Origin of the sequence: Zhengella sp. (assembly GCF_041397485.1) — a bacterium.
Lineage (GTDB): Bacteria > Pseudomonadota > Alphaproteobacteria > Rhizobiales > Rhizobiaceae > Zhengella.
This window is the reverse complement of record NZ_JAWKWO010000004.1, coordinates 229,184-251,130: the sequence shown is the minus strand read 5'-3', so window position 1 is coordinate 251,130 and position 21,947 is coordinate 229,184. Positions and strand designations below refer to the sequence as shown.

Annotated in this window: 17 protein-coding genes; 8 read left to right on the top strand and 9 right to left on the bottom strand. The window is 65.7% G+C overall.

Annotation, left to right across the window (positions count from 1 at the left end):
- Positions 1-136: 136 nt before the first annotated feature.
- The 7 genes from R3D65_RS13670 to R3D65_RS13640 form a co-directional block, all read right to left on the bottom strand.
- On the bottom strand, positions 137-2,308 hold the full coding sequence (locus R3D65_RS13670; RefSeq protein ID WP_371275797.1) for a 5'-nucleotidase C-terminal domain-containing protein: 2,172 nt from the start codon (positions 2,306-2,308) through the stop codon (positions 137-139).
- A 173-nt stretch (positions 2,309-2,481) separates the two neighbouring features.
- Positions 2,482-3,729 (bottom strand): phenylacetate--CoA ligase family protein, encoded by a 1,248-nt coding sequence (locus R3D65_RS13665; protein WP_371275796.1) that lies wholly within the window; start codon positions 3,727-3,729, stop codon positions 2,482-2,484.
- A gap of 29 nt (positions 3,730-3,758) precedes the next feature.
- Positions 3,759-4,439: a zinc metallopeptidase gene (locus tag R3D65_RS13660; RefSeq protein WP_371275795.1), complete on the bottom strand. Its 681-nt coding sequence runs from the start codon at positions 4,437-4,439 to the stop codon at positions 3,759-3,761.
- Between the two features lie 28 nt (positions 4,440-4,467).
- The gene (locus R3D65_RS13655) at positions 4,468-4,833 is read right to left on the bottom strand and encodes a hypothetical protein (protein ID WP_371275794.1); all 366 of its coding nucleotides are present in this window, start codon (positions 4,831-4,833) and stop codon (positions 4,468-4,470) included.
- Positions 4,834-5,093: 260 nt separating this feature from the next.
- Positions 5,094-6,536, bottom strand: a complete 1,443-nt coding sequence (locus R3D65_RS13650) for a homospermidine synthase (RefSeq protein WP_371275793.1) — start codon at positions 6,534-6,536, stop codon at positions 5,094-5,096.
- A gap of 104 nt (positions 6,537-6,640) precedes the next feature.
- On the bottom strand, positions 6,641-7,516 hold the full coding sequence (locus R3D65_RS13645; RefSeq protein WP_371275792.1) for a DUF3445 domain-containing protein: 876 nt from the start codon (positions 7,514-7,516) through the stop codon (positions 6,641-6,643).
- On the bottom strand, positions 7,513-9,360 hold the full coding sequence (locus tag R3D65_RS13640) for a M3 family oligoendopeptidase (RefSeq protein WP_371275791.1): 1,848 nt from the start codon (positions 9,358-9,360) through the stop codon (positions 7,513-7,515). Before R3D65_RS13640 ends, R3D65_RS13645 begins: the two co-directional genes overlap by 4 nt.
- Positions 9,361-9,502: 142 nt before the next feature.
- On the opposite strand from R3D65_RS13640, the gene R3D65_RS13635 reads away from it, so the two are divergent.
- Positions 9,503-11,038, top strand: coding sequence for a sigma-54-dependent transcriptional regulator (locus R3D65_RS13635; protein WP_371275790.1), 1,536 nt, complete (start codon positions 9,503-9,505; stop codon positions 11,036-11,038).
- A gap of 227 nt (positions 11,039-11,265) precedes the next feature.
- Positions 11,266-13,017, top strand: a complete 1,752-nt coding sequence (locus R3D65_RS13630) for a DUF882 domain-containing protein (RefSeq protein WP_371275788.1) — start codon at positions 11,266-11,268, stop codon at positions 13,015-13,017.
- Positions 13,018-13,068: 51 nt separating this feature from the next.
- On the opposite strand, the gene R3D65_RS13625 is transcribed toward R3D65_RS13630, so the two are convergent.
- Positions 13,069-13,719 (bottom strand): 2-dehydro-3-deoxy-phosphogluconate aldolase, encoded by a 651-nt coding sequence (locus R3D65_RS13625; protein WP_371275787.1) that lies wholly within the window; start codon positions 13,717-13,719, stop codon positions 13,069-13,071.
- A gap of 57 nt (positions 13,720-13,776) precedes the next feature.
- Positions 13,777-14,673, bottom strand: coding sequence for an N-acetylmuramidase domain-containing protein (locus R3D65_RS13620; protein ID WP_371275786.1), 897 nt, complete (start codon positions 14,671-14,673; stop codon positions 13,777-13,779).
- A 119-nt stretch (positions 14,674-14,792) separates the two neighbouring features.
- On the opposite strand from R3D65_RS13620, the gene R3D65_RS13615 reads away from it, so the two are divergent.
- From R3D65_RS13615 to R3D65_RS13590, 6 genes are all read left to right on the top strand, one after another.
- A complete protein-coding gene (locus R3D65_RS13615; RefSeq protein ID WP_371275785.1) occupies positions 14,793-15,719 on the top strand; it encodes a rhodanese-related sulfurtransferase in 927 nt (308 codons plus the stop codon).
- A 105-nt stretch (positions 15,720-15,824) separates the two neighbouring features.
- Positions 15,825-16,523 (top strand): tellurite resistance TerB family protein, encoded by a 699-nt coding sequence (locus tag R3D65_RS13610; RefSeq protein WP_371275784.1) that lies wholly within the window; start codon positions 15,825-15,827, stop codon positions 16,521-16,523.
- A 96-nt stretch (positions 16,524-16,619) separates the two neighbouring features.
- Positions 16,620-18,461, top strand: a complete 1,842-nt coding sequence (locus tag R3D65_RS13605; RefSeq protein WP_371275783.1) for a sensor histidine kinase — start codon at positions 16,620-16,622, stop codon at positions 18,459-18,461.
- Positions 18,462-18,465: 4 nt separating this feature from the next.
- Positions 18,466-19,815 (top strand): sigma-54-dependent transcriptional regulator, encoded by a 1,350-nt coding sequence (locus R3D65_RS13600; protein WP_371275782.1) that lies wholly within the window; start codon positions 18,466-18,468, stop codon positions 19,813-19,815.
- A 304-nt stretch (positions 19,816-20,119) separates the two neighbouring features.
- Positions 20,120-21,130, top strand: a complete 1,011-nt coding sequence (locus R3D65_RS13595) for a DctP family TRAP transporter solute-binding subunit (protein WP_371275781.1) — start codon at positions 20,120-20,122, stop codon at positions 21,128-21,130.
- Positions 21,131-21,247: 117 nt separating this feature from the next.
- Positions 21,248-21,943 carry a TRAP transporter small permease gene (locus R3D65_RS13590; protein ID WP_371275780.1) on the top strand — a complete coding sequence of 232 codons (696 nt, stop codon included), beginning with the start codon at positions 21,248-21,250 and terminating at the stop codon, positions 21,941-21,943.
- Positions 21,944-21,947 lie beyond the last annotated feature (4 nt).

The following is a 21,947-nucleotide window of genomic DNA, read 5'->3' as shown; positions in this document are numbered from 1 at the left end:
CCGTGTCCCCGCCGGCATGTCCGCACGAACAGCCGGCCTTTTCCTGTGCCCGTCTCATATAGGCAAAGGCCCGCCCTGTGGATCAGGACGGGCCGGATTTTTTCTCATGCTGCGGCGGCAAGCCGCAGCGGCCGCGCTATCGGGCGGCCGGGATGACGAGTTCCTGGCCGATCACCAGGCCATTGGCGTCGGAATCCGGGTTGGCTTCGGCGATTTTCTGCCACATGCGGGCATCGCCATAATACTTGCGGGCCAGATCCCAGAAATTGTCGCGGGCGACGATCACGTGGATCGTCCGGTCCCCGGCCATCGAGCCGTCCTTCTTCTCCATTGTGGCCGCCTTTTCCCCGGCGGCTGCCGGGGCGTCGACCTTCGGGCCGCTGGCCGGCATCTGCATGGTGAAGCCGGGCCGCTCGGGCACCTTCAGATCGCTTTCGGCCGGCTTTTCGGCCATGGTTTCCGCGGGCTTCTCCTCCGCCGCAGCCTCGGCGGGCTTCTCCTCCGCCGCAGCCTCGGCGGGCTTTTCCCCGGCGGCTGCCGGGGCGTCGACCTTCGGGCCGCTGGCCGGCATCTGCATGGTGAAACCGGGCCGCTCGGGCACCTTCAGGTCGGTTTCGGCCGGCTTTTCGGCCATGGTTTCCGCCGGCTTCTCGTCCGCCGCAGCCTCGGCGGGCTTTTCTTCGGCAGCCGGCGCGGCGGCCTCTGCCTTCATGATTCGGCCGTCATCATTGAGCGGCTGGTAGGGTGCCTTTGCCGACAGATAGGTCGCGACCACTTCCTCGAGGCCCGGACCGTAATCATAGGCATTCATGCCGTTGGTGGCGAAGACCTTGTAACCGTCGCCGCCGGCGCGCATGAAATTGTTGGTGGCAACGCCATAGGTCCTGTCGGGATCGATGGCCTGCCAGTTGCCGTCCTCGTTCACCTCGACGGAACGGATGCGGCTGCCCGGCTCGCCGGCCGGATCCCAGGTGAAGCGCAGGCCGGCGACCTGCGGGAAGCGGCCGGCGCCTTCCTCGACCTGGCTGACGCCGTTTTCAAGCGCGGCAACGATGTCCGCCCCCTTGAGCTGGAAAGTGGCCAGCGTGTTCTGGAAGGGCAGCACGGTCAGCACTTCGCCCATGGTGACCTCGCCGGCGTCGATGGAGGCGCGCAGGCCGCCACCGTTCTGGATGGCAACCTGGATGCCCTGGTCGCTGACGCGGTCGAGCATGGCATCGGCGACGAGATTGCCCATGGCGCATTCCCCGGCGCGGCAGACCTCGCGGCTGCCCTCGATCGGGCCTTCGGTGCTGGCCACGACCTTGGCCTTCAGTTCCTCGATCGGTGCGGCAAGCTCCTTGATCCGGGCCGCGGCAGCCTCATCGGGCGTCACCGAGGCATCGAGCAACATGGGCGCGCCGTCGGCCGCCGTGACGACGCCATTGTCGTCGAAGGTGACGGTGAGCTTGCCCAGATATTTCGAATAGGCCTTGGCCTGAACGACCGGCACGCGGTAGCCGTCCGGGTTTTCGACCCAGGTCGGATAGGGGCCCGCGGCGCTGTCGTCGCCATTGGCGAGATAGGTGTGGGAATGGCCGCCGACGACCACATCGACACCAGGGATCTTCGCGATGGCGGCAAGGTCGCGCGGATAGCCGACATGGGTAAGCGCGATGATCTTGTCGACGCCCTGTTCCTGCAGCGCCTTGACCGCATCGGTGATGGCGGCAACATCCTGGGCGATGAGAATGTCTTCGCCGGGCGAGGACAATTCATCGGTGTCGTTGGCGACCGCGCCGACGATGCCGTATTTCATGCCGCCCTTCTCGATGACCACGGACGGCTGCACCTTGCCGGCCAGCGCGGACTTGTAGCTTGGCAGGACATTGGCGGAGATGACCGGAAAGGAAACCTTCTCCATGAAGGTGGCAAGACCGGGTTCGCCATCGTCGAATTCGTGGTTGCCGATGGTCATGACATCCGTGCCCATCATGGCCAGGAATTCGGCCTCGGCTTCGCCCTTGTAGGTGGAATAGAACAGCGAGCCCTGGAAATTGTCGCCGGCATTCAGGAACAGGGTGGTGTCCTCGCCCATGGCCTGGCGCGCCTCACGCGCGGCGGTGACAAGGCGCGCGGCGCCGCCGAAGCACTTGCCCTCCGTCTCGTCGTCGGCCGAACAGGTCGAGTCATACTTGTTGATGGATTCGATACGGCTGTGCCAGTCGTTGATATGCAGGATGTTCAAGGTGGATTCTGCGAAAGCCTGGGCGGCCGTGAGCGCCAGCAAGGACGCGGACAAGGCTGCAGTGGCGGCGATACGGTTCATGACGATCTCCCTGTGAGACAACGAATGGCGTCCTGCCTGGCCGTCTTGCATGACAGTTTCCCGCAGGCATTCTCCAGCTTCATGTTTCCACCGCCGGTGCGTCAGCGCAAGGGCAAAACCGGCGCCCGTTCAACGAAGAAGGGATGAGGCTTCAGCAAATTCCATGCAGCTTGTCAGCCGGCGTAGTCGCGTTCGTCGGCGATGATCTTGCCATCGTTGGGCAGCGTGCCGGCCTCGGCCACCTCCACCTTGCCGGACAGCTTGGTGGCCTCGCGCAGGGTGGCCGCGATGGCGGCGGCATCGGCATCGCCACGTTCCTCGACCAGCAGGGTCATGGCATCGGAGGCACCGTCGCGGGTGACCACAAGCCGGGCCTTCAGGATCTCGGGATGCCGGCGCATGACCTGCGCGACCTGCTTGGGATCGACGAACATGCCCTTGATCTTGGTGCGCTGGTCGGCGCGGCCCATCCAGCCCCGGATGCGCCTGTTGGTGCGCCCGCAGGGCGACTGGCCGGGCAGGATGGCCGACAGGTCGCCCGTGCCGAGACGGACCAGCGGATAGGCTTCGTTGAAGGTGGTGACGACCACTTCGCCAACCTCGCCATCGGCGACCGGATCGCCGGTGCCCGGGCGCACGATCTCCACGATCATGTCCTCGTTGATCAGCATTCCGGGGAGGGGGGTGCCTTCGGCATCGGCCGTCTCGTAGGCGATGACGCCGCATTCGGCGGTGGCGTAGCATTGCAGCACCGATACGCCGCGCGATGCGTAATCCTCGCGCAGCGACGGAAACAGCGCGCCGCCGGAAACGAGTGCGCGGCGGATGGACGACAGATCCTTGCCGGTCTCTGCGGCCTTGTCCAGCATGATCTTGAGGAAATCGGGCGTGCCGGAATAGGCCGAGGGCCTGAGCGCGGCGGCGGCCTCGACCTGCATTTCGGTATTGCCGACACCGGCGGGAAAGACCACGCAGCCATAGGCGCGCGCGCCTTCATCCAGAATGAAACCGCCCGGCGTCATGTGATAGGCGAAGGCATTGTGGATGATGTCGCCCGGACGAATGCCGGCGGCATGAAAGGCGCGGGCGGATTTCCATGGGTCGGGACCGATGCCCTGCGGCTCGAACAGGGGGCCGGGGGACATGAAGACCCGGTTGCCCTTGAGCGCTTCCGGGTTCGCGAAACCGCCGAAAGGCGGTTCGGCCTGTTGCATTTCCAGCAATTCGCCCTTGCGCAGAACAGGCAGGCGCGCCAGCGCCTCGCGGGAATTGACCGCGGCGGGGTCGACGCCATCGAGCCAGCGCGAAAGGGCAGGAACCGCCGCCATGGCGCGCGCCAGGAAATCCGGCAGCGTTGCGAACAATGCACCTTCGCGCTCGGCCGGGTCGCGCGTTTCAAGGCCGTCGAAAAATCCGGTCATTCCTGTCCCTCTCCTCACCACAACCCGCGTTATCGCAAAAGCCTGATCCAGCGCGCAAGATCCACCAGCGAAATTAACGCCCCGGCGACATAAGTCAGCGCCGCGGCACGCAGGACGGTGCGGGCGGCCGGCATGTCGCTTTCATGCAGGTAGCGCCCGTCGGTGAGAATGGGCAGAGCCTTGCCGAAACTGGCGTCGAACTCGACCGGCAGGGTGATGACGTTGAACAGCACGCGCACACCCATCAGCGCGATGCCAAGGCCCACCAGTGCGAGCATGACCGCGGGGACGCGGGCGGCGACGCCGAGCAGCGGCGCGGCGATGAACACGATGCCGGCGAGCCGGTCGGTCCAGATGGCAAGGCGGGCAAGGCGCTGGCGGCGGTTCAGCCAGCGGTCGCGGGCAGCGTGCTGCAAGGCATGGCCCACTTCGTGGGCGGCGACAGCCACGGCGGCGATGGACTTGCCGCCATGGTGCTGCGGGGAAAGGCGGACCGTGCGTGTCTCGGGGTCGTAGTGATCGCCCTGCTGGGTCAGTTCAACGCGCACACGGTCGAGCCCGAAGTGGCGGACCAGATGGGCGGCCAGTTCGCCGCCGGTTCCGGGCAGATCCGGACGGTCGGCGCCATGGCGCGAAAGCGCCCATTTCACCCAGGCCTGCGGCAGGGACACGAGCGCCAGAACGGCGATGACCGCCAATGCGTAGAGCATGCATGCCCCGCGGTGTCCGTATCCGCTGTCAGCCGGTGACGCGGCGCACCAGCGTGAATTGCTGGCCGCTCTCGGCGGTGCAGTTGAGCTGCGAGCCGGAAACGAGGGCGCAGTTCACGCGCGTCGTGGTCTGGCGGATCAGCGAATTGACGGTGATCGCAACGGACCGGTCTCCGGTGTAGCTGTAGCTGCCGGTCGCAAGCTGGTTGCCGGTATCGGCCGCAACCGTCTCGAAGGCGCCGGCGTTGAAATTGGAGAAGGCGACGCCGTCGCTGGACACCCACTGGCCCTCGACGCCGGTGGGCTGAAGCCTTGCCGTGGGGCCGGGGCCGGTCTGACAACCGGCAATAACGGTCGTGGCCGCCAGAACGGCCAGAACTGAATACGTGCGCATGACCGGAAAACCCTCTCTTCTTGTCCGCATCCTAAGGTTTTCTCACCTGCCAATGGCGGCGAAAGCAAGGCGAATACAATATAATTCATTGATCTTGCAACAAATGCAAGGCGGTTGCAGTGCTTCGGGCGGAATGCCGCACGTTGAACTTCCGGCACGGCGGCATGGCCGCGCCTGGTTCACGCGGGTTCGCCGGCGAACTGGAAAATGGCCCCGCCAGGTTGCGTCGGCGGGGCACCGGGACGTGGCGGCAGGCCCGTTCAGTGCACCAGGATGTTGCGGAACTGCCAGGGATCGCTTTCGTCGATATCCTCGGGAAACAGACCGGGGCGGCCGTCCAGCGGCGTCCAGTCCGTGTAGTAGCCCTTGACCGGTCCCAGATAGGGCATCTGGATTTCAAGGCAGCGCTTGTAGTCCATCTCGTCGGTCTCGACGATGCCTGCTTCCGGGTTTTCCAGCGCCCAGACCATGCCTGCAAGGACGGCGGATGAGACCTGGAGGCCGGTAGCGTTCTGGTAGGGGGCGAGTTCGCGGGTCTCCTCGACGGAAAGCTGCGAGCCGAACCAGTAGGCATTCTTCGCATGGCCGTAGAGGAGGACGCCCAGCTCGTCGATGCCGTCGACGATTTCCTTTTCGTCGAGAACATGCAGGGTTTGCTGCGCCTTGCCGCCATTGCCGAACATCTCGTGCAGCGAGAGCACGGCGTCATTGGCCGGATGGTAGGCATAGTGGCAGGTGGGGCGGTAGCTGACCTTGCCATTTTTCTTGACAGTGAAGAAATCAGCGATGGAAATGGCTTCGTTGTGGGTGACGAGAAAGCCGTATTGCGCACCCGGCGTGGGGCACCAGGTGCGTACGCGGGTGTTGGCGCCGGGCTGTTCCAGGTAAATGGCGGCCTTGCAGCCCTTCTCGTGCTTGCGGGCGTTCTTCGGCTTCCATTCCTCATGCGTTCCCCAGCCCAGTTCGGCGGGTTGCAGGCCTTCGGAAATGAAGCCTTCCACCGACCAGGTGTTCCAGAAGACGCCCATCGGCTTGGGTTCCCTGGTGCGCTGCGTGTCGCGTTCGGCGATGTGGATGCCCTTGACGCGGGCCTTTTTCATCAGCTTCGCCCAGCCTTCACGGTCACCGGCTGACGGTTCCTCGAAGTCCATGCCGGTATCACGGGCGATGTCCACCAGCGCCTTCTTGACGAACCAGGACACCATGCCGGGATTGGCGCCGCAGCATGACACGGCGGTCGTGCCACCGGGATTCTTGCGTTTTTCCCGCCGCACCGTTTCGCGCAGCGCATAGTTCGTGCGCTCCTCGTTGCCGGCCTCGGTGTCGAAATAGAAGCCGAGCCAGGGCTCGACGACCGTGTCGATGTAAAGCGCACCGAGCTTGCGGCAGTATTTCATCAGATCGAGCGAGGACGTGTCCACCGACAGGTTGACGCAGAAGCCCTGGCCGCCGCCATTGGTCAGCAGCGGCTTGAGCAATTCCTTGTAATTGTCGCGGGTGACATGGGCCTGGATGAACTTGACGCCGTGGCGGTCGAGCAGCGCCTTGCCTTCGTCCGACGGGTCGATGACCACCATGCGCGACTTATCGAACTTGAAGTGGCGCTCGATGAGCGGCAGGGTGCCGCGTCCGATGGAGCCAAATCCGATCATCACCACCGGTCCCGTGATCTCGCCGTGAACCGGCCAGGTCTGTTCAGTCATCGCCTTACTCCGATCTTGTCGTCATGCACCTGCATATCTTGTTTCATGGCGCTCAAAGCATGTTTGACTGTCATAATAAAGGCCCAACCGCAGCGAGGGTTAAATCATGATGCCGCAACCCTGGCCAGAAGCCGGCAAATGGATTGCGCGCGCCCGTCCATGGCCTTGTAGGCGAGTTCCTCCGGTTTCATCGCCTCGATGTGCCTGGCGAGCGCCGCGGCTTTTTCCCGGCCCCCGGGGCTGGCAGCCAGTGCGGCCAGAGGGGTCAGCGTGATCAGGATGGTGAACAGGATGTCGCCGCTTTGCGGCAGCCGGGTGAGCGTCTGGCGTTCCTCGCGAAGGTGCAGTCCGTCAGCGCCCAAGGCCGCCGGATCGCCGGCCCGCTCGCCTTCATGCGGCTGCGGATGGTGCAGCCGGTTGTCGCCATAGATCGACCAGTTGCCGCGCAGCACCGGCGCGCCGGGCGCCAGATTGTCGAAGATGCGGTTGACGAGCATGGCATTGCGGGTGCCCGCGGGATAGCCGGGCACCGGGGCGTGGATCGCTTCCATCGGCCGGCCGAACTTTTCCGCCAGCCGCCATGACGAGGGGAAGCAGAGCGATGCAGCCGCCAGGCGCCAACCGTCCGCGCCCTTGCGCATCAGCACCAGATCCTCGGCGCAGAGCATGGCGGCGCGCGCCAGCGGCGGGGCGGCCGGATCGGGTCCGGGTGCATCGCGCGCCGTCAGCCGGACGGGTTCTCCGGCAAAGTGCCGCCGATGATGGGCGGCCTGCCAGTCAGCCACACGTTGCAGCGTTTCGCGCTGGGCCTCCTGCGTCTCCGGTTCGGCCATGAAGACCCTGTCCGGCATGGCGGCCATGAGCCGCGCCTTTTCGGCAAGATAGGCCGGCAGGCGCTCGTCGGCCACCAGCCAGGGCCGGTCCCCCAACGGCGACAGGCCGATGGCGAAGGGTGGCGCAGGAGGTGTGCCGCCGGTCACGCGTCGGCCGCCTCCAGTTCGTCAATCAGGCCTTCGATGACCGAAAGCCCCTTCTGCCAGAAGCCCGGATCGGAGGCATCCAGCCCGAAGGGCGCGAGCAGTTCCGAGTGGTGTCTGGTGCCGCCGGCGCGCAGCATGTCGAAATACTTCTGCTGAAAGCCGCTGTCGGCGTTCTGGTAGACGGCATAGAGCGAATTCACCAGACAGTCGCCGAAGGCATAGGCATAGACGTAGAAGGGCGAGTGGATGAAATGGGGCACGTAGGACCAGAAGGTCTCGTAGCCCTCGTGCAGCACGACCGAAGGCCCGAGGCTTTCGGCCTGCACTTCCGTCCAGAAGCGGCCGATCTCCTCGCTCGTCAATTCCCCCTGACGGCGTGCGGCATGGACCTTGCGCTCGAACTCGTAGAAGGCGATCTGGCGCACCACGGTGCCGATCATGTCCTCGACCTTCTGGGCCAGCATGGCCTTGCGCTCCCGTTTCTCGGTTGTGGCGTCGAGGAGCGAGCGGAAGGTCAGCATTTCCCCGAAGACGGAGGCCGTCTCGGCCAGCGTCAGCGGTGTGGAGGCCATCAGGGCGCCCTGTTCGCCGGCCAGGACCTGGTGGACGCCGTGGCCGAGCTCGTGGGCCAGCGTCATCACGTCGCGCGGCCTGCCCTGGTAGTTCAGCAGGACATAGGGGTGTACGGAGGGCACCGTCGGGTGGGCGAAGGCGCCGGGCGACTTGCCGGGCCGGGCCGGCGCGTCGATCCAGTTGCGGTCGAAGAAGCGGCCGGCGATTTCGGCCATTTCCGGGGCAAACCCGCCATAGGCGTTCAGCACGGTCTGGCGGGCGTCGTCCCAGGGGATCACGGCCCTGGGCGTTTCGGGCAGCGGTGCCAGCCGATCCCAGTGGTTCAGCTTTTCCATGCCCAGCCATTTCGCCTTCATGGCGTAGTAGCGATGCGAGATGCGCGGATAGGCCTCGCGCACGGCGCTTGCCAGGGCGTCCACCACTTCGCGCTCCACCCGGTTGGCCAGGTGGCGGCTATCGGCGATGTCCTCGAAGCCGCGCCAGCGGTCGGAGATTTCCTTGTCCTTGGCCAGCGTGTTGGTGATGAGCGTGAAGGTGCGGGCATGGGCACCAAGCGTCTGCGCGATCGCCTCGGCTGCCTTGCGGCGAACCTCCGGATCGGCGTCCTGCATGCGGTTGAGCGTGGGCTCGATGGGCAGGTCCTCGCCATCAATGGTAAAGCGAAGGGTGGTGATGGTTTCGTCGAAAAGACGGTTCCATGCGCCATGGCCGGTGAGCGACTTCTCATGGAAAAGCTGCTCGACCCGGTCTTCCAACTGGTAGGGCCTGTCCTTGCGCAGGTCGAGAATCCAGGGGCGGTAGCGGGCGAAGGCCGTGTCCGCTGCAAGGGCGGCCTCGATGCGCCCGTCCGGGATACGGTTGAGTTCGAGCGCGAAGAAGAGCAGGTGCGTGGATGCGTCGGTGATCTTCTGCGACAGGTCGCCATAGAATTTCGCCCGCTTCGGGTCGGACGTGTCGCCGGTATAGACGAGGCCGGCATAGGACATGATGCGGCCCAACAGCTCTTCCAGCGCCTCGTAACCGGTGATGGCGGCGCCAAGACCTTCGTCGCCGGTCTTGCCTGCCGCCTCTTCCAGCCGGCCCTTCCAGCGTGCCTCGAAGGCCTGCGCCTGCGTTGCGGCGCGCGCCAGGTCGGCTTCGAGCGCCGGGCTGTCCATGGAAGGATAAAGGTCGGTCAGGTCCCATTCCGGCAGGTGGCCAAGTGCCGCCTGCTTGTCTGCGGCAGAAGCGGCGTTTGCGGGGGCCGCGGGCTGATGGTGCTGGGTCTTCATCGTGTCTTCTGTCCTGTCGGCTGAATTCGATTCAAATGCCAGGGAAACGGTAAGCGATCGCTTCACGCTGTTTCTTGGGCTGATGTTTAGGGCGCTGTGCCAAGTTGATCCAAGAGAAATATGATTGATACGGGCAAACGCAATGACGCATACCATCCTTGCAGTCGATGACGATCCGGTCCAGCGCCGTCTTGCCGAAGCGGCGCTCAGCCGTGCCGGGCATACCGTGCTGCAGGCCGAAAACGGGGAAAGCGCCCTCGATCTGCTGTCGTCGCCGCGCGGAAAAGAGGTGTCCGGCGTGCTGCTCGACCTGGTGATGCCGGGCATGAACGGCCTTGCCGTGCTCAAGGAAATGCGCGCGCGCGGCCAGGAGCAGCCGGTGATCGTGCAGACGGCGCAGGGCAGCATCGACACCGTGATCGCGGCGATGCGGGCCGGCGCGTTCGATTTCGTCGTCAAGCCGGCGGCGCCCGACAGGCTGGCGGCCGCCTTCGCCGGGGCGCTGAAGGTCAATGCGCTGGCTGGCAAGGCGCGCAAGACGGCCAGACCCGGCCCTGTCTCGATCACCTTCAAGGACATCGTGACACGTTCGCCATCCATGGACCGGGTGCTGACACTGGCGCGCAAGGCTGCCGGCTCGACGATACCGATCATGATCGAAGGCGAGTCCGGAACAGGCAAGGAATTGCTGGCGCGCGCCATCCAGGGCGCAAGCGTGCGCGGCACGCAGCCCTTCGTGACGGTGAATTGCGGCGCGATCCCGGAAAATCTGGTCGAGAGCATCCTGTTCGGCCATGAGAAAGGCGCGTTCACCGGCGCGACCGAGAAGCACCAGGGCAAGTTCGTCGAGGCCAATGGCGGCACGCTGTTCCTCGATGAAATCGGCGACCTGCCCCTGGAGGCGCAGGTCAAGCTTCTGCGTGCGGTGCAGGAAGGCGAGGTGGACGCGGTCGGGGCGGCCCGGTCGCAGAAGGTGGACATCCGGCTGATCTCGGCGACACATCGCGACCTGATGCAGGCGGTGCGTGACGGGCAGTTCCGCGAGGATCTCTATTACCGGCTCAACGTCTTCCCGATCCGCATGCCGCCGCTGCGCGAGCGGCGCGAGGACATTCCCTTCCTCGTCTCGCACTTCATCAAGCGTCATGCCCGTGCCGACGGCGAGGCCGCGGTGCTTGGCATATCGGCAGAGGCGCTGCATCTCCTGACCGCCTATGACTGGCCCGGCAATATCCGGCAGCTGGAAAACGCGGTCTTTCGCGCGGTCGTGCTGGCGGAGCGGGAAGAACTGGGACCCGACGAGTTTCCGCAGATCCGGACCCAGGTGGAAGGCATAGCCGGGCAGGGAAGCGGTTTTCCGGCGCCGGAACGGCCGGCCGCGCAGGCGGTGCCCGCAAGCTTCCTGCCGCGCGTTCCCGAGCCGCCTGTCTTCATCGACGACCCGGTACAGGCGCCCGGTGAGGATGCAACGCTCGTGCGCGCGCTCGACGCCAGGGGGCATGTGCGGGCGCTGGCGGATATCGAACTGGACATGATCCGGCTGGCCATCACCCATTACGAAGGGCAGATGAGCGAGGTGGCGCGGCGCCTCGGCATCGGCCGTTCGACGCTTTACCGCAAGCTGAAGGAATACGGCATCGAGCCGGAGGCAGAGCGGGCGCCGCGCATCGCATCCTGATTCTGATCCGGATCAATGCGGCGGAATTGAAGATGTGCCATCGTGTCCGCTGAGCAGATCAGTGCTTTGTTAACCATGGCAAACAGAATTGTGGATCGTGTTGCGTTTTTGCCATGGTTAGACCGCATTTGGCTATAATAAGCGCTGGTTAACCATTCTGGACGATCATCCACGGCCTGTGCGGCTGGATGGTCCGGGGACGCAGACAGGTCTTCAAGGCGGTTGATTTGGCATATTCGACTCGGGGACATTTTTCGGCAAACGCGGCGCGTTTCCTGCGCCTGTTTCTTGCAAGCCTGCTGGTGGGCGCCGGCCTTCTGGGCGCGGTGAGCGCGCAGGCAAGGGCCGAGACGCGTGCGCTGAAACTCTACTACATCCATACCGGCGAGAAGGCGGAGATCGTTTTCAAGAAAAACGGCCGCTATGTGAAATCGGGTCTGGACAAGCTGAACCGGTTTCTGCGCGACTGGCGCAAGAACGAGCCGACCAAGATGGATCCGCGGCTTTTCGACCTTGTCTGGCAAGCCTACCGCCAGGTTGGCGGACGCGATTACATCCATGTCGTCTCGGCCTACAGGTCTCCGGCCACCAACAAGATGCTGCGGCGCACGCGCGGCGGGCAGGCCAAAAAGAGCCAGCACATGTATGGCCGCGCGATGGACTTCTTCATTCCCGGAGTGAAACTGTCGAAGCTGCGCGCGGTGGCCATGAAGCTCCAGGGCGGCGGCGTGGGCTATTATCCGCGTTCGGGCTCGCCCTTCGTGCATCTGGATGTCGCCGGTGTCCGTGCCTGGCCGCGCATGAGCCGCAAGGAACTCGTGCGGCTTTTCCCCGATGGCAAGACGCTGCACCTGCCGCCGGACGGCAAGCCTCTGAAAGGCTACCAGCAGGCACTTGCCGAGTACAAGCGCCGCAAGGGCCGGCCCGTCGTGATCGACGACAAGCCGTCCGGTGGCGGTTCGGGCGATGGCAAGAGCCTGCTGGCATCGCTGTTTGGCGGGGGAGACGAGGATGAGGGCGCCGGCGATGCGGTGACCGTAGCGGCCAAGCCGCGCACCGTGCCGAAGGTGGCCGTGCAGGCGCCGCCGCCTGCCGAACGCGCCGCGCCGCAAGCGCCGGAACAGCCCGAAGTGACGCCTGAGACAATCCTGGCATCCCTGCCACGGACCGCCGTGCCGGTGCCCGCGTTTGCGCCGCGCGCCGTCGCGGTCGGAGAACCGGTCGCCGTTGCGGTCAATCGCGCCGAGGATGACGCGCAGGCCGAACTGGCCATGGATGTCCCCATTCCGAGCCGGCGTCCGGATGTCCGTCGCGACAATGCCGCGCCGCAGGCGGACGTCATTGCCGAGGCACTTGCGGCTTCCAGCGATGACGAGGGAACGGTTGTCGCGGCCGTGGCGCCGACGCAGCGTCCGCGCAATGACAGCGAGGCCATTTTGGCGGCGCTCGCCAATGACACGCGCCCTGACGTGCCGGCTGCTGCCGCGACCCTGGCCGGTGTGCCGCTTCCCGCGGCGCGGCCGGAAAAGAAGCCCGCTTTCGACGTGGCGGCGCTGCCTGCGCCGCGCCCGATGCTGCGCCAGACACCGGCGGTGGAAGGCAAGGGCGGGCGCCTCCTGGGCGGCGCGACGCCGCGCGTGGAGGCCGGCAAGGCGAAATCACCGCAGGAGCGGCTCGCGGCCGTTCTGGGCGGCGTGAAGACCACCGAAAAGGCAGGGCGCCCGACGGCGGCCATGGCCCGGCCCGATCCCAGGCCGGTCGTCCGCCCGGTGGAACCGGATTCGGCACGGTGGGCGCTCAGCGCAGCCGCCTCGGTTCAGCCGGCGGCCAAGCCGCGGGTGAGCCAATCGCTGCGCGCCAAGCCGCAGGAGGTGATCGCCACCGGTTTCGTCCAGGACGATGCGCAGCGCAACCACCGGCAGTTCACTGGCAAGGCTGTCACCTTCCTCAGCGTGGTCCGTTTCCGCGATACCAATTGATCTCTTTTGAAAGGCCGGCACGGCCTTTCGAATGAGCGGGACGAAGGCGTATCAGGCCGACAGGGCGAGTTCCGCCGCCTTGCGTGCCAGATCGGTGATCGAGTCCCAGTCTTCCTTCTCAACCAGATCGTCTGGCGCGACCCAGGAGCCGCCAACGCAGACGACATTGGACAATGCCAGGTACTGGCCCGCATTGGCCGGCGAAACGCCGCCGGTCGGGCAGAAACGTATACCTGCCAGCGGAGAGGCCAGCGCTTTCAGGTAGGCGATGCCGCCGGACTGTTCCGCGGGAAAGAACTTCAGCACCGAATAGCCTTCCTCGCGCATGGACATGATCTCCGACGGCGTGGCCGCGCCGGGCAGGAAGGGCACGTCGGAACTGCGGGCCGCGTCCAGCAATTCGATCGTCGCGCCAGGGCTGACGATGAAGCGTGCTCCGGCGGCGGCCGTCTTGTCGAACTGGCTGGCCGAAAGAATGGTGCCGGCGCCGACGATGGCTTCGGGCACTTCGTCGATGACGAGGCGGATGGCATCGAGCGCTTCGGGCGTGCGCAGCGTGATCTCGATGGCTGGCAGGCCTCCGGCCGCCAATGCCCGCGCCAGGGGAGCCGCCTTCGAGAGGTCGGAGATGCGGATGACGGGGATCACCGGCTGCGCCTCCAGGATGGAAAGCAGAAGGCCGGTTTTTTTCTGATGCGGCATGGTGGCGACTCCGTATGAACCTTCAATCGATTTAACAGCGCCGGTGCCCGCTGTCCATTACCCGCCGGGCGAACCGGTGATGCGGGCCAGCGTGGCGCGAAACCACGCCCAGAGCGTTCTCCAGGGGCTGATCCCGTCCATGGCCATGCGGGTGCGCGGGCCGGCTATTCCGTCGGTTGCAAGGCCATGATCCTGCTGGAACGAAGCGACGGCGGCGCGGGTGCGCGGGCCATACGCGCCGTCAATGGCGAGCGGATAGCCGAGCGCGGACAGGCGGCGCTGCAACGCGGCGACACCGGGTCCATGCATGCCTTTGCGCAGAATGTCGGCCGGCGCTGGCGGCGCAGGCCGGGCCCCATCCGTCAATTCCATGGCGGCATAGGCGGCGAAGGCGCGGGCCAGGCGCGTGTGATAACCGTTGCTGGCATAGGCAGGGCCATTGTATTGCCGCGCGAAGGCCTGCCAGTCCCGTTGCGCCAGTGCATCGGCAAGGCCGGCCTTGACGATGAAGGCCAGCATCAGGCGCACCTGACCTTCCGCGCCTGCGCGCGCCTCGTCCACGAGCGCATCGACGCTGCCATAGCCCAGCCAGGACCAGTTGGCGCCCATGACCTGGCCCGCACCCCAGGAACAGCTTTCGCGGGCTGCATCGCGATCAATTGCCTCGGCGCGGGAAAGCAGGCGGTAGCGCGCGGCCTGCGAGGCGGGGTTCGCCACCATGCCGGCATGCGGATGGGCCAACCCCAGCGCACGGGCGCGGGCGCGCCTGGCGCCGGACAGCCGGCGGTCGAAATAGTGCCCCTCGAAACGGATCAGCGGTTCGTCGCGGCCCTCGATCCGGGTGAAGATACGGCCGCCGCTTTCCACGTCGACAACGGCAAGGATCGCCGCCGGTTCGAAGCCCCGTTCGCGTGCCAGCCGGGCCAGCGGTTCGATGAGGTTGCTTGCGATCATGGCGCTCTCCGATCTGTGTGTTGCGCCAGTATCGGTTGACCTCCCGTGCGCGTGGACAAAAGCGCCGGGGCGCCGGGTTCTGCTTGCCAAGGCCGGGCTTGCGGGGCTAATCGGCAGACATGACAGATCTCGATGAATCCATGCCGGTCAAGGTGGCCGCGCTTTACCGTTTCTGCCGCCTGCCGGATTTCCGCGACCTGCGCCAGCCGATCCTGGATTTTTGCCGGAACCATGGCATCAAGGGCACGCTGCTGCTGGCGCATGAAGGCATCAACGGCACGGTGGCCGGCAGCGACGCGGCCATTGACGGGCTTGTCGGCTGGCTCATGGAGCGGCCGGAATTTCAAGGCATGGAACTGAAATATTCCCGCGCGGAGACGATGCCCTTCCACCGCATGAAGGTGCGGCTGAAAAAGGAGATCGTCACCATGGGCGTGGCCGATGTCGACCCGCTGAACGGCACGGGCGCCTATGTCGATCCTGCCGGCTGGAACGCGCTGATTTCCGACCCGGACACGGTGATCATCGACACGCGCAACGACTATGAGGTGGCGCTGGGCACGTTCCGGGGCGCCATCGACCCGAAGACGGAGACGTTTCGCGAATTTCCCGACTGGGTGGCGCGGAATCACAACCTGCTAGCCGGCCGCAAGGTGGCGATGTTCTGTACCGGGGGCATCCGCTGCGAGAAGGCCACGGCCTATGTGCGTTCGCTCGGCTTCGACGAGGTCTATCACCTGAAGGGCGGCATCCTGCAATATCTGGAGGACATGCCGGAAGAGCAGAGCCTGTGGGACGGCGAATGTTTCGTCTTCGACGAGCGCGTCTCTGTCGGCCACGGGCTGGAAATCGGCGATGCCACGCTGTGCCGGGCCTGCCGCCATCCCCTCACGGCAGAGGACCGCGCGTCGCCCGGTTTCGAGGAAGGCGTGTCCTGCCCGCATTGCATCGGCACGCGCAGCGACGAGGACCGGCGGCGCTATGCCCAGCGGCAGCGTCAGGTGGAGCTGGCCGAACGCCGAGGCAAGCGGCATATCGGCTCGTGACCGCCAAGTAATCATGCAGAATATGAGCGCGCTGTCATTGTAACGCCATCGGTTGCTGCCTACCTCTGGGCAAGAATTTCTGCCCCTGTCCAGAGGAGACCGCGCATGTTCGACCCCAAGAAGCTGCTTGGCGATTTGCTCAGCACCAACATTCCCGGCACGCAATCGACGATTGGCGAGAAGGCCGGGCAGGCGCAGCAGATGGCGAAGGACAATCCGCTCGCCGCCGGAGCGCTGGTCGCGGTGCTTCTGGGCACGGGTCCTGGCCGGGCCGTTGCCGGCTCGGCGCTGAAGCTTGGCGGCCTGGCGGCCGTGGCCGGTCTCGCCTATACCGCCTACAAGAACTACCAGAACGGCAACAAGCCCGGCACCGAACCGCAGACGCAGGAACAGGCGGTGCTGCCGCCGCCGCTCGACAACAGCTTTCATCCGGGCAATGCGCCGCAGGGCGAGGACGAATTCGCGCTTGCGCTCGTGCGTGCCATGATCGCGGCGGCGCGCGCTGACGGCCATATTGACGAGAACGAACGCCAGCGCATCCTCGAGCGGGCGAAGATGGCCGGGATGGATGACGAGGTTGCCCAATTCATGGAGGCGGAACTGTCGCAGCCGGTCGATCTCGACAATCTCGTGAAGGCGGCGACGACCGATGCGCAGAAGGTGGAACTCTACACTGCCTCGCGGCTGGCCATCGAGCCGAAGACGCGCGCCGAACGCGGCTATCTCGACATGCTCGCCGGGCGCCTCGGCCTGCCGGATGCCCTGGTCGAGCATGTGGAGGCCACGGTGGCCGCACAGGCCTGACCCCGGGGTTCGGGAACACGACAAGGCGGCAGCAGGCGGGCTGCCGCCTTGTCCATGTCCGCTTGACCGGACCACGCTTTGCCTGTTCATGGAGACATGACGGCCAGAACGCCCAACGGAGTAACGGAGAGCGGATATCAGCTTGCGCGGCGCTACCGCATGCGCGCGCGCATGGTGCTGGCCGGCGCGGTGTTCGCGGCCGTCTTGCTCGGCCTCGCCCTCCAGGAACTGGCCGGGCGCAGCGCGCTGGCGGAGGTGCGTGCCTCGGCCGACGAAGCGCTGGCATTGCAGGCGGCCACGGTGACCGGCATCCTGGAGAAATACCGGCTGCTGCCGCCGCTGCTGTCGCGCCGGGAGGACATTGCCGGCCTGTTCGACAGGCCCTGGGCGCCGGCCAACCGGGACGAGGCGGGGCGCAAGGCAATCGAGATCGCGGGATTCTCGGGTGCCAAGGACGTGGTTTTCGCCGACCGGGAAGGACGGATTTTCGCGTCGGCGCGCGGCATTTACGATCGCAGTTCGGTGCAGGAAACGACGCTGTTCGAGGCGGCGGGACAGGGCCGGCTGGGGCGTGAGACCCGCTCGCTGGATGCCGACGAGCGCGCCTATGTCTTCGCCTCGGCGGTGCGGCGGGACGATGCCGTTGCCGGCGTGATCGCGGTCTATGTGCGCTTCGATCAGATCGAGGCGACATGGTCGCTGTCGGCCATGCCCATCCTGGTTACCGGTTCGGAAGGGCGGATTTTCCTGGGCAACCGGCCGGACTGGCAGCTTCAGCCCTTGCACGAGGGGGAGGGGGCGTTGCTGCGACCGGCCGGCGGCACGTCGGCAGACCTTTTCCGCACACCCGACGGCGCATTGGTGGTGCAGGCCGTTCGCCACCTGCCCTTGCTCGACTGGCAGCTTAACGTGCTGGCAGACCATGCGCCGGTTCGCGAGGCGCGCTGGCTTGCAGGGGTGATCGGCCTGCTTCTGGCGGCGCTTCTGGGCATTACCGGCTGGTTCACGGTGAAGCGCGCCGAGGCCATGCACATGCGCCTGCGCCGCGACCGGGCCAGCGCGCTGCGACTGGAGCGGCTGGTGCGCGACCGCACCCGGGCATTGTCCCAGACGAACGCCTCGCTGGCACGCGAGGTGGAGGAGCGGGCGCGCGCGGAAGCGCAATTGCGCCAGACGCAAAAGGAACTCGTGCAATCGGCCAAGCTGGCGGCGCTTGGACAGATGTCGGCGACGCTTAGCCACGAATACAATCAGCCGCTGGCGGCCATCCGCACCTATGCCGACAATGCGCGGCAATTCCTGGAGCGCGGCCGCGAGGAGCCGGCGCGCGAGGCAATTTCGCGGATTGCCGGGCTGACCGAGCGCATGTCGGAACTGTCCCGAACGCTGCTGGGCTTTGCCCGCAAGCCCGGAACAGAAATCACCGATGTGCGGCTTTCGGCGGTGGTGGATGAGGCCCTGCTGCTTGCCGGGCCGCGCGCCAAGAAGGCGGGCATCGTCATCCGGCGCAGCGGAATCGATCCGGGCCTCAAGGTGCGTGGCGGGCGCGTGCGCCTGACGCAGGTCGTGGTCAACCTCGTCAACAATGCGATCGATGCGCTGACGGGCATTGGCGCCAAGGGGCCGACCGCGGACCCTGCGATCGCGATCTCGGCTGCCGAGGCGAGTGGCGCGGTGCGGCTCGTCATCGAGGACAACGGACCGGGTCTGCCGCCGGCCGAGCATGACGCGGTGTTCGAGCCGTTCTATTCCACGAAAGGGGTTGGCGAGGGCATCGGCATCGGCCTTTCCATCGTCTACACGATCGTCAAGGATCTGGGCGGACGCATCGAGACCGGCGAGCGCGCGGGCGGCGGCGCCCGTTTCACCGTGGTCCTTCAGGCCGCGCAGGGCGGTGATGAGGCGATGGCGCAGCCAAGGGAAGAGGCAGGGGCCTGAAGGCATGGACGAACCGGAAATCCTCCTTGTGGATGACGATGACGACCTGCGCCCGGCGCTGGTGCAGGGGCTGGAACTGGACGGGTTCCGGGTGCGCCCGCTGGCGCGGGCAGACAAGGCGCTGGAACACGTCACGCGGTCGTTTCACGGCGTCATCGTGTCGGATATCCGCATGCCCGGCATGGACGGCATGGGCCTGATGCGCCGCGTGATGGAGATCGATCCGGCGCTTCCGGTCATCCTGATCACAGGACATGGCGACGTGGCGCTGGCCGTGGCGGCCATGCGGGAGGGCGCCTATGACTTCATCGAGAAACCGTTTCCGGTGCAGCGGCTGACCTCGGTGGTGCAGCGCGGCGTGGAAAAGCGGCGCCTGGTGCTGGAAAACCGCGTCCTGCGCGAAACACTGGATTCCTCGACGGATCTGGAAGCGCGGCTCGTGGGGCGCAATGGCGCGATCCGCCGCCTGCGCGAGGAGATCATGGCCGTCGCGGGCACCGATGCGGACGTGCTGGTGCTGGGCGACACGGGCTCGGGCAAGGAGGTGGTGGCGCGCGCCCTGCATGACTTCAGCCCGCGCGCGCGGGGCAATTTCGTGGCCATCAATTGTGGCGCGCTGCCAGCCGAGATCATCGAAAGCGAGCTTTTCGGCCACGAGGCGGGCGCTTTCACCGGGGCGCAGAAACAGCGCATCGGCAAACTCGAACATGCCAATGGCGGCACGGTCTTTCTCGACGAGATCGAGTCCATGCCGCTCGACCTTCAGGTCAAACTGCTGCGCGCCATCGAACAGCGTGCGGTGGAACGGCTGGGTTCCAACACATCGATCCCGCTGGATGTGCGCTTCGTCGCGGCCTCGAAGGCCGATCTGGAAGCGGAGGGACGGGCCGGGCGGTTCCGCACCGATCTCTACTACCGTCTCAACGTCATCACCTTGCGCATTCCCGCGCTCAAGGATCGCAAGGATGACATCCCGCTGCTGTTCGTCCACCTGGCGCGGGAGGCCCGGGCCCGCTACCGGCGCGACATGCCTGATTTCACCCCGGCGCTGGAAGCCGACCTGATCGGCCATGACTGGCCCGGCAACGTGCGTGAACTGCGCAACGTGGCCGACCGTTTCGTGCTCGGCCTGTGGCGCGGCTTCGAGGGGACCGGGCATGGCGCGGATACGGGAAGCGGCGCGCTGGCCGACCGGGTGGCCGCCTTCGAGAAGGCGGTGATCGAAGCCGAGCTGAACCGCAATGGCGGGCGGATGAAGGAGACCTACGAAACGCTCGGCCTGTCGCGCAAGGGGCTCTACGACAAGATCCGGCGCCATGGCATCGGGACGGGCGAGACCGGGGGCGATGGGTAGGAAGATACCCGTCCGGCGCCAGGCTTCGGGTATTTCCGGTGACATGCGGCAGGGTCCGGTATCCGGTTTCGCCTCCGGCCGGGCGCATTAACATCCTTTAATATTTGGTAAATCCCGTATTCCTGTGCATGCGGGTGCCGGTTGGCACACCGCTTGCTGACACATTGGCGGATGCGGGTCGCGTGACCCCGCCGCCGGGAGGACATCACCGATATTCATGCCGTCAACGGATGGCTGCGGCCGTCTTCCCGGACCATGATTGCAAACGCGGACATGCCTGTCCGCCATGAGGAGGATATCCGACATGAAGAAGCTTCTCGGCGCCGTTTCGGCTCTCGCACTTACCTTTGCCGCCGGCCAGGCCATGGCCGACGAGACCGGTTGCGACAGCGGCGAAATGGTCATCAAGTTCTCTCACGTCGTTGCTGCCAGCGGCCACCCCAAGGGCGATGCCGCCACGATGCTGGCCGAGCGCGTCAACAAGGACATGGAAGGCAAGGCCTGCATGGAGGTCTTCGCCAACTCCACGCTGTTCGACGATGACAAGGTGATGGAAGCCCTGCTGCTGGGCGATGTGCAGCTTGCCGCGCCCTCGCTCTCCAAGTTCGAGGCCTATACGCTGAAGTACCGCCTGTTCGACCTGCCTTTCATGTTCGCCAACCTGGACGCCGTGTCCTCCTTCGCCAATTCGGCCGAAGGCAAGGGGCTGCTGAAGGTCATGGAGGAAAGCCAGGGCTATACCGGTCTGGGCTACTGGCTGTCGGGCATGAAGTATTTCTCGGCCAAGAAGCCGCTGCTGGTGCCCGAGGACGCGAACGGCCTGAAGTTCCGCGTGCAGACGTCCGACGTCGCCGTGGCGATGATCGAGGCCATGGGCGCCTCGGCACAGAAGCTGGCCTTCAAGGAAGTCTATGGCGCCTTGCAGACCGGTGTCGTGGACGGTCAGGAAAACTCCTGGTGCAACATCTACACCCAGAAGTTCTTCGAGGTGCAGGACGGCGTTTCCGAGACCAACCACCAGACGCTGGCCTATCTGCTGGTCACGTCCACGGAATGGCTGAACGGGCTGGATGACGATGTGCGCGAGCAGTTCGTATCGATCGTCGACGACGTCACGAATGCCGCCAACAAGGCCGTGGGCGAGAAGGAAGCCACCTGCCGCCAGAACATTCTGGATGCGGGCGGCACGATCCGCGAGCTGACGCCGGAGCAGCGCACCCAGTGGGTTTCGACCATGAAACCGGTCTGGGACAAGTTCGAGGGCGATATCGGCAAGGACCTGATCGAGGCCGCGGCCTCGCATTCGGGCTCGTAAGCGCGACGCCATGACATGATGCCGTTCCGGGCGACAGTCCGGAACGGCCAGTGATGGCCGGCCGCCAGGGCAATGCGGCGGCCGGTTCATCGCGGGGGATATGCGGGGAGATCTGCAATGGCACTACTCTGGCCCATCCTGGCGCTTCTGGCGCTGGTCGTCATTCTTTTCGCCGCCGAAAGGCGGTGGCCGGACGGCGTGAGCCGCATGGAGGAGAACATCATCGCCCTCCTGCTGGCAACCATCACGCTGGTGTCCTTCGTTCAGGTCATCGCGCGTTACGGTTTCAACACGGGCTGGAGCGGCGCACTGGAATTCACGCGCATCCTGTTTGCCTGGCTGATCCTGTTCGGCATGAGCTATGGCGTGAAGCAGGGAATGCATCTTGGCGTGGATGCGTTCATCCGCCTGCTGCCTGGCAACGCGTTCCGGATCGTGGCCCTCTTCGGCGCCCTTTGCACCGCGGCCTATGCGCTGATCCTGCTGCATTACGGCTGGCTGTCCTGGCTGGGCGCGGACGTCAACACGAACTGGCGGCAGACGGGCGCGATCGGATACTGGAAGTTCATGTTCGACAGGGGAACGGGGCTCGACGACCTGCGATGGCCGGAATTCATCCAGGCGGCCTTCGGGACGCAGGAGCGCGTGCAGCGCTGGATCGCCTACCTGATGCTGCCCATCGGCCTGTCGCTTTTGGCTTTCCGCTCGATCCAGGGCTTCGTGCAGATCTGGCGTGGCGAACGCGAATTGCTGATTGCGGGGCACGAGGCCGAAGAGCTGGTGGCTGAAAACAAGGGCATCCTGAAGGACTGACGCA

Excerpts from the sequence above, each read along its gene's own strand:
- R3D65_RS13670 (WP_371275797.1), bottom strand. The coding sequence starts at position 2,308 with ATGAACCGTATCGCCGCCACTGCAGCCTTGTCCGCGTCCTTGCTGGCG.
- R3D65_RS13665 (WP_371275796.1), bottom strand. The coding sequence starts at position 3,729 with ATGACCGGATTTTTCGACGGCCTTGAAACGCGCGACCCGGCCGAGCGC.
- R3D65_RS13660 (WP_371275795.1), bottom strand. The coding sequence starts at position 4,439 with ATGCTCTACGCATTGGCGGTCATCGCCGTTCTGGCGCTCGTGTCCCTG.
- R3D65_RS13655 (WP_371275794.1), bottom strand. The coding sequence starts at position 4,833 with ATGCGCACGTATTCAGTTCTGGCCGTTCTGGCGGCCACGACCGTTATT.
- R3D65_RS13650 (WP_371275793.1), bottom strand. The coding sequence starts at position 6,536 with ATGACTGAACAGACCTGGCCGGTTCACGGCGAGATCACGGGACCGGTG.
- R3D65_RS13640 (WP_371275791.1), bottom strand. The coding sequence starts at position 9,360 with ATGAAGACCCAGCACCATCAGCCCGCGGCCCCCGCAAACGCCGCTTCT.
- R3D65_RS13635 (WP_371275790.1), top strand. The coding sequence starts at position 9,503 with ATGACGCATACCATCCTTGCAGTCGATGACGATCCGGTCCAGCGCCGT.
- R3D65_RS13625 (WP_371275787.1), bottom strand. The coding sequence starts at position 13,719 with ATGCCGCATCAGAAAAAAACCGGCCTTCTGCTTTCCATCCTGGAGGCG.
- R3D65_RS13620 (WP_371275786.1), bottom strand. The coding sequence starts at position 14,673 with ATGATCGCAAGCAACCTCATCGAACCGCTGGCCCGGCTGGCACGCGAA.
- R3D65_RS13615 (WP_371275785.1), top strand. The coding sequence starts at position 14,793 with ATGACAGATCTCGATGAATCCATGCCGGTCAAGGTGGCCGCGCTTTAC.
- R3D65_RS13610 (WP_371275784.1), top strand. The coding sequence starts at position 15,825 with ATGTTCGACCCCAAGAAGCTGCTTGGCGATTTGCTCAGCACCAACATT.
- R3D65_RS13605 (WP_371275783.1), top strand. The coding sequence starts at position 16,620 with ATGACGGCCAGAACGCCCAACGGAGTAACGGAGAGCGGATATCAGCTT.
- R3D65_RS13600 (WP_371275782.1), top strand. The coding sequence starts at position 18,466 with ATGGACGAACCGGAAATCCTCCTTGTGGATGACGATGACGACCTGCGC.
- R3D65_RS13595 (WP_371275781.1), top strand. The coding sequence starts at position 20,120 with ATGAAGAAGCTTCTCGGCGCCGTTTCGGCTCTCGCACTTACCTTTGCC.
- R3D65_RS13590 (WP_371275780.1), top strand. The coding sequence starts at position 21,248 with ATGGCACTACTCTGGCCCATCCTGGCGCTTCTGGCGCTGGTCGTCATT.